12 protein-coding genes are annotated in these 10,932 nt (G+C 51.5%); 8 read left to right on the top strand and 4 right to left on the bottom strand.

The window, feature by feature from the left end; genetic code table 11:
- Window positions 1-16: 16 nt before the first annotated feature.
- On the top strand, window positions 17-613 hold the full coding sequence (locus AC2FIZ_RS18340) for a hypothetical protein (RefSeq protein WP_281996013.1): 597 nt from the start codon (window positions 17-19) through the stop codon (window positions 611-613).
- A gap of 383 nt (window positions 614-996) precedes the next feature.
- On the opposite strand, the gene AC2FIZ_RS18335 is transcribed toward AC2FIZ_RS18340, so the two are convergent.
- From AC2FIZ_RS18335 to AC2FIZ_RS18325, 3 genes are read right to left on the bottom strand one after another with little or no spacing between them, the layout of a single operon-like run.
- On the bottom strand, window positions 997-1,533 hold the full coding sequence (locus AC2FIZ_RS18335) for a hypothetical protein (protein WP_281996014.1): 537 nt from the start codon (window positions 1,531-1,533) through the stop codon (window positions 997-999).
- The gene (locus AC2FIZ_RS18330) at window positions 1,517-2,323 is read right to left on the bottom strand and encodes a hypothetical protein (RefSeq protein ID WP_496791443.1); all 807 of its coding nucleotides are present in this window, start codon (window positions 2,321-2,323) and stop codon (window positions 1,517-1,519) included. Before AC2FIZ_RS18330 ends, AC2FIZ_RS18335 begins: the two co-directional genes overlap by 17 nt.
- 37 nt (window positions 2,324-2,360) lie before the next feature.
- Window positions 2,361-2,876, bottom strand: a complete 516-nt coding sequence (locus AC2FIZ_RS18325) for a DUF805 domain-containing protein (protein WP_496791442.1) — start codon at window positions 2,874-2,876, stop codon at window positions 2,361-2,363.
- A 568-nt stretch (window positions 2,877-3,444) separates the two neighbouring features.
- On the opposite strand from AC2FIZ_RS18325, the gene AC2FIZ_RS18320 reads away from it, so the two are divergent.
- The 6 genes from AC2FIZ_RS18320 (at window position 3,445) to AC2FIZ_RS18295 (ending at window position 8,800) form a co-directional block, all read left to right on the top strand.
- The gene (locus AC2FIZ_RS18320) at window positions 3,445-3,744 is read left to right on the top strand and encodes a hypothetical protein (RefSeq protein ID WP_170790054.1); all 300 of its coding nucleotides are present in this window, start codon (window positions 3,445-3,447) and stop codon (window positions 3,742-3,744) included.
- A 363-nt stretch (window positions 3,745-4,107) separates the two neighbouring features.
- Window positions 4,108-4,407, top strand: coding sequence for a hypothetical protein (locus AC2FIZ_RS18315; protein ID WP_281996017.1), 300 nt, complete (start codon window positions 4,108-4,110; stop codon window positions 4,405-4,407).
- A 55-nt stretch (window positions 4,408-4,462) separates the two neighbouring features.
- Window positions 4,463-5,077, top strand: a complete 615-nt coding sequence (locus tag AC2FIZ_RS18310) for a hypothetical protein (protein ID WP_281996018.1) — start codon at window positions 4,463-4,465, stop codon at window positions 5,075-5,077.
- Window positions 5,078-5,477: 400 nt separating this feature from the next.
- Window positions 5,478-5,651 (top strand): hypothetical protein, encoded by a 174-nt coding sequence (locus AC2FIZ_RS18305; protein ID WP_157054209.1) that lies wholly within the window; start codon window positions 5,478-5,480, stop codon window positions 5,649-5,651.
- A gap of 784 nt (window positions 5,652-6,435) precedes the next feature.
- On the top strand, window positions 6,436-7,869 hold the full coding sequence (locus AC2FIZ_RS18300) for a hypothetical protein (protein WP_281996019.1): 1,434 nt from the start codon (window positions 6,436-6,438) through the stop codon (window positions 7,867-7,869).
- The gene (locus AC2FIZ_RS18295) at window positions 7,859-8,800 is read left to right on the top strand and encodes a metallophosphoesterase family protein (protein WP_142639634.1); all 942 of its coding nucleotides are present in this window, start codon (window positions 7,859-7,861) and stop codon (window positions 8,798-8,800) included. Before AC2FIZ_RS18300 ends, AC2FIZ_RS18295 begins: the two co-directional genes overlap by 11 nt.
- Here AC2FIZ_RS18295 and AC2FIZ_RS18290 read toward each other — a convergent pair whose 3' ends face one another.
- A complete protein-coding gene (locus AC2FIZ_RS18290; RefSeq protein ID WP_142639636.1) occupies window positions 8,801-9,559 on the bottom strand; it encodes a DUF4956 domain-containing protein in 759 nt (252 codons plus the stop codon).
- A gap of 182 nt (window positions 9,560-9,741) precedes the next feature.
- Here AC2FIZ_RS18290 and AC2FIZ_RS18285 point away from each other — a divergent pair, with 182 nt between their 5' ends.
- Entirely contained in the window at window positions 9,742-10,674 is a 933-nt protein-coding gene (locus AC2FIZ_RS18285; protein ID WP_281996020.1) for an SdiA-regulated domain-containing protein, read from the top strand.
- Window positions 10,675-10,932 lie beyond the last annotated feature (258 nt).

The raw sequence follows: 10,932 nt of genomic DNA, 5'->3' as shown, positions 1-10,932 counted from the left end.
AGGAAGGGGTAGCGGGATGTTGAAAGTGGTTGTCTATGTTGGTGATCAAGAGGTAGCCCGAGCTTTGGCTGAGAACGATTCAGAACTCGCGGACCTGTCCGACTACAATATCCGGATGAACGAACGTTCTGCCGAGCAGTTTGGCATTCAAGAAAGAGGTCTCGGCGGCCGGATTAAAGGACACCCTCGAAATCAGACGGCCTGGGCGCTCGTCCGCAAGATTGCGGACCTTTGGCTTGCAGGGACTGGTGTAGGTGAAGAAAGCGTTCAGGCCGAGCTGCTGCCGATGATCCGCAAGCCTATCCGCGAACTAGATGAGAGGGTAGAAAAGGAACCGAACCAGAGTGATGATTGGAATGCGGTGGTTAAACAGATTTCTGATGACCAGCCGTATTCGATGGGCTTCTACGCTGACAAATTTGAGTCGTGGACAGCGGACGAGATCGAAGCTCTTCGATGTGATGTGGTTGAGACAGCCACAGAGGAAGAACTAATGGCCGAGGTCGAACGCCGGCGAAGAGCTGGTCTAATGCCCAAGGAGGCCTCGAATGATGGCTTCTCAGATATGGTTGATGATCTCAGGGGCAAACTCGATACAGACCCAGTACGCTAGAACAGCTTACCTGGCGCCATTACCCAATACTTAATATAAGATATCCTATATGGCGACTGTCGTTGTAGTAGTGCGCGCTTCTTCTAAGCGCCTCTTCTGCTAGGAACCAAAGCGCCCCGGATAAGCATTTCCTCAACTCTGCTCTGCGGAACCATGTACTATCAGTCTCTGCGATGAGCATGGTTGACCGCAACCAGCCCAAAGCGGACCTTCGTAACAAGACGTTGCAATTTCCGAGACCGGATGTGGGTACGCTCATAACGCTGCGTTTCTGACATTGATTTCATAAAAGAAAAGCTTGGAAGTTTGCCAACAGGTTTGCATGCCACTGAGGAACCCGAACATACAGGCTCTCAGGCTTATATGCGGTGCCCAATTACAGTTTACTCCCAATCACCAGCAGACGAGCGCCACGTCTTTGCTTCCGCATCCCAAACACTGGCTGTTGCGCAAGGCGTCGGGTTTATTCCGTCACAATTAGTTCCGTGGACATCTGCAAGGACAATGCGTTGACGCCCGAATTCGACGACCGTCCAGCCTCGATTTAGCAAGGAGTGAACTTCCTCTTCAATCAAGAAGTGCGACATGCATCCACCAGTTCCGCAATAAAGAGATGCAGCACTCGAACACGCGAATCCAGATTCATTCAGAACCCAGTCGGGTTGTAGATCTCCGTCGAGATCGACCCTCTCAACCGCACCCCAATCTAAGTCAAACTGACCGTCGTTGAACTCTGCGCAGGCTTGTTCTGCCAGATCAACCTTAGCCCGCAAACCAGTTGGAAGTTGCGAAACATCAGCCGCGACAGCTGGTGAGGTCCATACTGGGCTCGAAACCAGCACAATCCCGGAAACCAACCCTTTCAACAGGCCCACTAATTGGGAAGCCGGTTGGAGGGTGGCATCAATTGCACTGATCATACCTGTAGTCCCCGTATTCCAGCCAGTTTGACGAGTCTTCGCTAAAAATCAGAAACTCGGACCTGTCTTCCCCAAGCAGGGCGACGACAAATCCGGCCGGCGGCTCAGAGTATCCGAAGTAACTGTAGGCCGTCATGGCTCTGATCGACTCGCCGCTGACTGCCACTCGCGCGTCCCACTCCCCCTCCGGGTTTTCCAAAATCATGGGTTCGATCACGCGTTTTATCGCACCGCCTCCACAATAGACGATGCCTTCGGGTGCTTCATAGGAGGCTCCCTGGCTGGCATCCGAAGCGCATTCAGAACGAAGGGACCGAATTGCCGCGCGGGAACCTTTTAAGTCGAAGATTCCATAGCTGACATCTTGATCAATCATCGACAAATTAACCGATGCATTGGCCGCAAGCTGGTCCAATACAAAACCATAGTCCTGCTGACTATTGAAACTGATCTCGACGGGATAATTGTCAACGATCTGCAACACAGCGTTTTCAGCGCCAACCTGAAATGCCCCAACCTCGGTGGTGCCGTTCTTCAAAAAACGAAAGGAAAGCCCTTGCTTCTCCGCAATGTCCTGGCTGTCCTCATATCCAGCTGGAGCAAAGCGAATACGGTTACACTGAAGCTCCAGCGTCATGTTTCCGGTCTGAATAAATGCATTGGAATTAGGCCCGGAACTGAACGACCACTCCGCCGCTGCTGTGGTCGCCATTGCCATCATTAGCGTTCCAATGGAAATCGGTCTGAAACTCATTTTCTCTCTCCATGGCGTTGCGGTTTGCACTTTCATTCAGCAGAGATTCCGACCTGTTGCCCGGACAACGAGGTCAGGAAGCAGGTGCGCCGTATTCGTTTGCGCCCTCTTGGGAAGGTCGTGTCAGCCACCAGATCATCAGAATGGACAGAACGAATTGCAGAATTGAGACAACAACAATACCGGTCACGCCCAAAACTGCCGCGGGTCCTCGCAATGCATCGGGGTTTTCGGCCCCTTGCTCCAATGCCGAGAAGAACGCCACGCCACCCAGCATAACAAAAAGCGTTGTAATGCTGAGCGCCATCGGCAGCAGCAAGTACCAGCCAGGTCGCCCTGTATCATGCAACCTCCGCCAACCGGCGGCCAGCATAGGGATGATAACGGCCAGTTGGAAAACAGAGGACAGAACTCGAGATCCTTGCCCTGTTTCTGGGTTGGTCCCGAATATGATCGCATCCACCACAGCTAAAGCAGCACTCACGAGAACCACAAACAAGAAGAACCACCAGTATTCTGAGCGCATAGCCCGACCGGAGAACTGGAAGTATTTCGAGAAACACGTCTTAACGGATTCAACAAAACCCATTTTCAATCCTTTCTTGGTTTCTGCGCGACCTCAGAACGCCTCGCCGACCCAAAAGAACACATTCGCCCTCATGGGTGCTCCCACCTACCTTTTTGTTTGAGGGCAGACGCCTATCGTACGAGAGCGTAATGAAGTTTAAGCGCGGAAAAAATGTTGATTTATTAAAAATTAGATTCAAACATGTGAATTTGACACAACTTTCATTTTACCTCCGTTGTGATCGCTGTCGCCCGACTTGTCGGGCCCTACCGGCCGCTGGAGTGAGTGCTGGCGGTCGGAAGGCACTTTACAATGATTGAGCGTTGGGAGGACGCGATGCTTATACTTAGTGTACTCGGCCTACCTCCAGAATTCGCTCGAGCTTCTGCCATTGTCGTCATTCAGCCTTCACACGTTGTCGGCGGTCTCGGTTGTCAAAGTAATATAGCTCCGCCCGCCACCCCCCGCGACAAGTTGTTGGGAAGGGAAGTTACAGGGCCGAAGTATGTTTCATAGCCTGCTCTGACGCGAGAACTTCAAACAAGCCATCCAATTTCACCAATTTCAACGGAACCAGAGGGAGAAGAAAATGTCTAAAAAGATGGTGATGATTGCGGGCGCAACTTGTTTCGCACTGCTTGCGGCCTGCGACGATACGAGTACATCCAGTGCGTCCGCCGAACTCACACCCGCTCAGCAGGCGTGTTTGCGAGATGTAGCCAGCACAACGAACAATTCGCAAGTCGTGGTGCTCTCATCCGCGTTTAGCGAGGCGGGGACACAGGTCACTGTAGGCGTTGGCGAGGATCGTGCTCCTTGGAATTGCATTGCTTACAGTGATGGCACGACAGCTGGTATCGAGTTCCTGGGCGACGAAGGCGCATTGTGACCAGTCTGCTGCGTAGCCGAAAACGGCTGCGTAGCACTGGCTTGATTTGCTGAGGCTCGACTTGGTTTGTAGAACCACTATCATTGTATTCGCGATCCTTTACCTGTTGGCGTTGATTGCATTCTTGACGGGCACATTTGGCTGGTTGGGACAGGAAAGAGACCCTTTGTCCGGGGTGTTCCTTCTGCCGTTGGGACTACCTTGGATACTTGTAGCGGACTCGATCTCAGAGTCGGCCAAACCGTGGTTCGCGGCGCTCGCACCGGTGCTCAACCTGTTAGCGCTGGTCTTGATTTGCAGATGGGCACATGGTTTGCGCCGGTAGTGAAAGCCGCGCTTATTCTCACCAAAAGGGAGGAAAACATGGGAAAAGTGATCTTGGGTATTGTGATCGGGCTCGCCCTCGGCGTGGTTGGGGCGATGACCATGGGTGGCGGTGCCGCGATAGGTGTCGGCGTTGCGACTGGCTTGTCCGCCGGTGTCTGCACCACATTGAAAGGAGCACAAGCCGAGAATCTGATCACCGCCGAGCAAGCGGATCAGATCCTCAATCGCGTTAATTCCGAGATGGCGTCACTGCAAGGAATTGAAACGACAGGCGAGATCGTCGGCAGCGCACAGGCATGCGACGAGTTTCTGTCAAAGTTACGAGTAACTAAGTGAGGTTCCGCTTTGTAGGGAACAAAACTCTAAGGATTAGCCAGCAAGGGACCATCTGATGAAATTCGCTGTACTTAAATTCCTCGCACCGATGTTCGCAATCGCAGGCACGGCTTCGTTTGCAATGTCTGAAGCAGACGACGCGTGTATCGACCACTTGCGGCAGGTTGGTGGACCAGACGGTCAATCCGGAACGATTGAAAGCTCAGAGTTCTCAGAGGCGGGTACGCTCGTCATGCTGCGAGACGCAGGTGGAACACTTTGGCGCTGCATCGCGTACAAGGATGGAAACATCGGCGAAATGGCGGTTGTCGAGGCGATGGATGATGGCGGTGGAGCAGTGGCAGGCGCCGCCGGTTCTACCGGTAGCCAACGTGTCAAATTCGATGGTGGTTCCACCGGCGCCGAACTCGTTGGTGAACTCGCGCCCGGAGCGTCACAGCAATATGTTCTCGGTGCCAAAAGCGAACAGTTCCTTTACGTTCGCGTTGCTCCGCGAAATGGCTCCTTGGACTACGTTATTCGCAACCCCGATGGTTCTGAACTGTTGGGATTGATGTCGGCGGACAAGGAGTATCGAGGACAGCTTTGGCAATCTGGTGATCATGTTGTGGAGGTTATCAATCGCAGCAACTCTTCCGTCGACTACAACGTCATTTTCGGAATTGAATAGGTGATCAATCAGAAACCCTGGAACGCAAGTATAAAAAGAGAGGGAAAAACAAATGAAACCCAAGGTCCTATTGGTGATCGGCACGGCGTGTACTACTGCGCTTGCAGCATGCGACGACAGTGGCGGATCAGTGGATGCAAGTGCACCAACTGTGGGCAGCTCTAGCGATCTTTCGTCATTTGAGGGGGCAAGAGCGGGCCAAGCTGAAATGGGTATTCAAAGTCTCGGGTTTGAACTCATCCGAAGCGAGGGGCTAACCTCGTACTGGTTTAACAAGGATACCGGTGCATGCGCTCGGATCACGACCTCCGAGGGAAGGTACTCAGATGTAGCTATGCTGCCATCAGGTGACTGCTGACAGACTTCCATCAATCCCAAATCTGAAAGAAGGTGTTCAAACTTGCAATTCGACCTGGCACACGCGGCGGTCATCGTTGTCGCCTTAATCATCACTAACCTGGCATTGAAATCCGCTGGCGTGATCAATGAAGAAAACAAGCACCAATGGAACTGGAAAGTTGTTCTAGCTTACTTCGTAGTCGTCGTTATCATCAATCTGGTGTGGCCCATTTAAAGTTTCACAGCGGAAAGCTAACTGCCCACTTGATATGGTTGTCGTGAACTAGCCTTTCCGAGAGACTATCAGGTCGCAAGAGTTTGAGCATCAAAGGTTCAAGTATAGAAAGGAGATGGCATGCGGTTTTTGGCGTCCCTCATATTCATTGGTGTTCTCGCAACCACTGCGAATTCTGACGTGACCAGTCGAAATGGCGGTCCAAGCAACAGTCAAATGCTGTCAAAGGGTGGTGACGGAGGCGTTGATGGTGTCGATTTCTTTCGCCCAGTCTTAAGCGGAGTGTTGTATCGATCCGGTTTCAAGGGTGGCGACAAGGATCGAACTGGCCTAAGTGAGGGTCAACGCGAAACTCTGTGCGGTGAAGGGTTTTCAACCGGGTTTTATGCCGACTTTGGCAAAAACACTGAATACGGTCGCACCAGTTGTGGAAACGGATCCTTTGACTATCAAAGTGCCAGATCCTCCCGACCCAGTGCTGTCATGGCTTCCATACACGAGGTGATTCAAAACCCTGGAAAAGGCCCTGTCCTGGTGCACTGCATGTGGGGTGTTCATTCCTCGGGAGCATTGTCGGCAATGGCGCTCGTTCAGTTTTGTGGTTGGACGGAAGAAAGGGCCAAGGAATATTGGAATGATGCCCGAAACGGGGCCCCATGTTCAGGCGGGTGCGACCAGTGGATTGACTCAAAATTCTCCAACTTCAGCGTCGACCCCAAGTTGAAAATCTCCACCGAACAACAGGCAGCGATTTGCCCCAAATGATATTGGGAGGACTATCCAAATGAAGTTCAACCTTCTGGGGTCACTTGCTTTCATTGCACCCACCGTCTTATGGGCGAACGACGATGTTCTAGGTGAAGCCACGACATTTGATAGTCCCAACGGCATTACTGAACGCTGTATTCGGATCGAAAAAATTCCAATGGGCGAGTATAAGAACAGCGATCTTGAGGAAGAAACAACCTATTGCGAGATCGATTTCTATGCCTCCGAAATTGCGATTTGCCCAAAAACGTGGAGCACCAGCCCAGGAATGGCCGTCTACGATATTTCGGAAGGACCCTACACGGGGAACCGTTCCGAATTCGAGAGAAACGCTTGCAAAGAGGGGAAGGCAGCAAAAGATCTGGCCAAGGACAGGGTGGCTAAGTTCAAGTCCACCATGAACCAAAAGGGCACCAGTGGAACGTTTTCAACCTCGTCGCTGCTTTACTATCATTTCTCCAGATATTTCGACACGACTGTCAAAGTTCCAGTCGCCGTTTGGCGTAGCATGGACGCCCAGGCGCATTTTTCCGAGGTCGCAGAGCCTGGCCTTGCGATTTCTGGCGGCTCTCATGGCGGGCGCATGAACCATGAAGGCTGGCGGGTCTTCGCAGCTGCGGATGCCGACCCGAACTCATACCAACCGACAGATGATCTGTTCACATCGGATCGAACGCAAATATACGGCGTGCTGCTTGATAGCCCTGGGCATCGATACGGCTCGGAAATCAACGGCACCCGTAAATCTGGTTGGGGGAAAGGTCAGAACCGCGATTTTCAGGAAACGCCCGCTTTCTTAGCTTTGCGGTCTTCAAAACCATTGTCAGAGGCAATCGCAGAGGGCGTCAGAGAAGGTCGAAGAGACCGGATGATCAACAAGGATCTCGGCCCCGATGTCAGCGACCAACAGATGGCATTTTGGATGCAAGAACTTACCGAGATTGTTCTCCTAGATTTCATCTTTAGCCAGCAGGACCGCGTAGGAAACATAGACTTCACACCCTATTGGTATTGGGTCGAAGACGGAGACCTGAAGCATAGGAAGGCCAAGCACCATCAGCCAAACGATGGAGACGTTCCCGCCGACGCATTATTGATCCGTCGCAGCAATCTAAACGACAACGATGCTGGTGGGCGGGTTGAGTATGCCAACTTCGCGAAATCTACTCAAATGCTAGAGAAAATGCGGCATTTCTCTCCAAGCACATACCGACGCTTGGTTGCGCTGAATAGTGAGCTTCAAACTCAAGGCCCGGTTTATAACTGGCTGTCGCAAAGCCTTGGGCTGTCAGACAGTCAGATTGCACAAGTCGTCAAAAATACCGCGCTGGCAACGTCCATCCTCCAGAGCAATTGTTCAAATGGTGAATTGATATTCGATTTGGATCCCGCCGCATTTTTTCTGACAAGCGACGCCGAGCAAGAGGCCTTAGACTGTAGTGACCCGTAACCTTTCTACCCTTTTTGCGGCGTGCATTTGGACAGCTCTGCTAGCCTGCAAGGCCGCGGCATTGGATGTCATCGTCATATCGGATCTGAACGGAAGCTACGGTTCGGTAAAATACGATGCCCGCGTCGACAAGGCGATTGAGCGGATAGTCGAGATTGATCCAGATCTGGTTATTTCGACCGGAGATATGGTTGCGGGACAGCGCATTCCCAACTTGTCCGACAAACAGGTCAGGGAAATGTGGAAAGCGTTTCATGAGGCGGTATCAGATCCTTTAACGGCTGCCGGAATTCCGTTTGCGGTCACGCCGGGAAACCATGACGCCTCCGCTTACCGAGGGTTCGAGCGTGAAAGAAAAATATACGCAGAGGAATGGACGCCGAGAAAGCCAGACGTCGACTTCCTGGTTTCAGATGACTACCCGTTCTTCTACGCATTTGAGATGCAAGGCATTACGTTTGCGTCTCTGGATGCTACGACCCTAGGGCCGCTGTCCGGCGATCAGCAGGACCGACTTGTGGAACTGGGTACAAGTGGAGACCCGATTGTCACTTTCAGTCACCTCCCACTTTGGCCCTTCGCGATCAAGCGTGAACGCGAAATCATCGGTGACCCAACACTTGAAAAAATCTATTTGGAAAGCGGTGTGGTTCTGCATCTGTCAGGCCACCATCATGCCTTCTATCCGGGTTGGAAAGATGGTGTTACTTACGTCTCCCAAGCTTGTTTGGGAGGTGGCCCGCGACGGCTTATCGGATCAAAAGCCAGATCACCTCACAGCTTCACTCATGTTACGTTCCAGCCAAACGGAAAATTTGGGATAGCAGTATATCGAGGACCTGACTTCGAAAGGTCGGTAAATTTCAAGTCGCTTCCGGAAGAGATCAGATCCCCGAATGCAGTGTTGAAACGTTTGGACCTTGTGAAATGACTAGAGGTTGAGTTTCAGCTCAACTTTATCAGGGACCAGATCGTTTATCATCTCTTCTATCCGGGCTTCTGAAAGCCCTCCCGAGGTGATGAAAAGCAATGAGACGCGAGACTTTCCGGGGACGTGGTGTTTTCTGACCAGCTTCCAGCCAGCGTCTGCGGCCATGGCTTCAATGTCCCCGCTGACTTTCAATGAGTGCTCTTCGTTTGAAGCCTTGAGCGAAATTTCCACGCCCTTGTTTCGCCCACCGAGCCAAATGAAACACCAACATACAACCGCCACCAGTGTGGCCATCAAGGGTAAGCCCAGCCCTACCGCCAGCCCAAGCACGGTGACTATAATCATTTCCACCGTGTCGACCGGGTCATCCATATTTGATCGGAACCTTAACAGAGCTCCTATTCCAAAAATCACGAACCCGATCATCGATCCGTGCTGTACGACCAGAAACCCAACCGCCATGCCGACAAGCGCATAAAGGAAGAACAGTCGCGGCATGACGATATCGCTGACACTTCTACGGGCTTTACGTCTCACCGGATGATAGACGATCAAGCCAGCCAGAATGATCGTGACGATCACATCGAGAGTAAAGAAATACAGTTCCTGTTTGCCACGAAACTGCGTCCACTGGCGTTCGATGAGAATTTCCGATTCCGAAGCCCCGGCCAGCATCGTCGCAGGGTCGACTTGTGACACCGCAGCACCTGGCAACAGCAGCATCAACAACACGGTCACAAATGTGAGGGTCGTATTCAACTTGTCTTCCTTCCTGCTCACGCCAAAGGCTTACGCTTCACCAAAGGCACATCGTGCCCTATTCAATTCAATCGCAACAGGCGGGATCAGGTAAAGAGATTACCGTGCATTCTTCGGACATCGCGTCCGGACTGTGATACGAACGCTGATACAAGGATATGGTCCAAGCGCGAGAAAATTGAATGGCAGAAAACAAAGTGTTTCCGTCAAAACCTACAATTTCACGGTGTTTCTGCAAACTTAGACGACTCGCTTTTACGGCCAGCTTGGTTGCGGCAGCCTTCTTGCCTTGGACCGATTTTGCCTACGCCGAAAGTGCTGGTTTGGTTCTGGTCGATAAATTCAAGGTGGCAGACAAATCAGAGGGATTTTCAGAGCCTTCCGGTTTGGCAATGTCTAACACTGAAGGCTTCTTGTGGTCTGTAAGTGATGCCGAACCTAAACTGCACCTACTCGGAGTCGACGGGGTATTAGGAAACTCTTTCAAGTTGCCAGCATTGGCAGGATCAGATTTGGAGGGTGTTGCACCTCGAAAAGATGGGTCTGTTTTGGTGCTTCAAGAAACTGACCGATCAATCCTAGTCGTTCACCCAACTGACCCCATTCAACTGACGACAATACCTCTCGCATCTCTTAAAGGTTACCCGACCGCCGCTGAATTACTCGTCGGCAACCCTTTGAATAAGGGACCCGAAGGTATCGCCGTTGACCCGGAATCCGGGCGGGTCTTCGTTGGCATTGAGGGACAACCAAGGTTGTTAATGGTCGTATCACCAGAGCTAGATGAAATCGTTGAGATGATTCCTTTAGCCCGCGATGCAGGTTTTATCTCCGAGCGTGTAGATAACGATGAACTGGATTTGAGCGGCCTAGCATGGTCCCCGTCTTCACGTTCTCTTTGGATTGTAAGTGACAAAGGCCGTCAAATTTTCGTCTACAATCCAGAGTCCAAGTCCGTAAAATCTATCAGTTTGACGTTCACAGAAGATGCCAAACAAAAGGAAGTTAAACATCCCGAAGGGATCGCTCTCGATGAGACCAAAGGGCTTCTCTATATCCTGACAGACGACGCCAAGAAATCGCGGCTTTATGTTTTTGAGCAACCGGAGTTGTGAGGACTGTCCTACTAGTTCTCTACTCTGCATGGTTGAAAAGCGGGGTTGTGTAAATGAGTGCCGTCTTATGTGCAGCATATTAAGTAAATCTGCGCTCTGTTCGATATGTTTCTAAAAAAAAACATCACCCATCAATATATTCGAATAGCGTCAGGTTCACACATGCGAACCATGTAATAACATTGGGTTTTAACATGCTCAGTCACCTTAAGGTTATCGATAATGCCCGTATCCAATTCGGTTGTAATTGCGATCATT

The organism is Ruegeria sp. CDSB022 (genome assembly GCF_059611145.1).
Note: the sequence above shows the minus strand (reverse complement) of the source record. Positions and strands in the feature narration are given on the sequence as shown.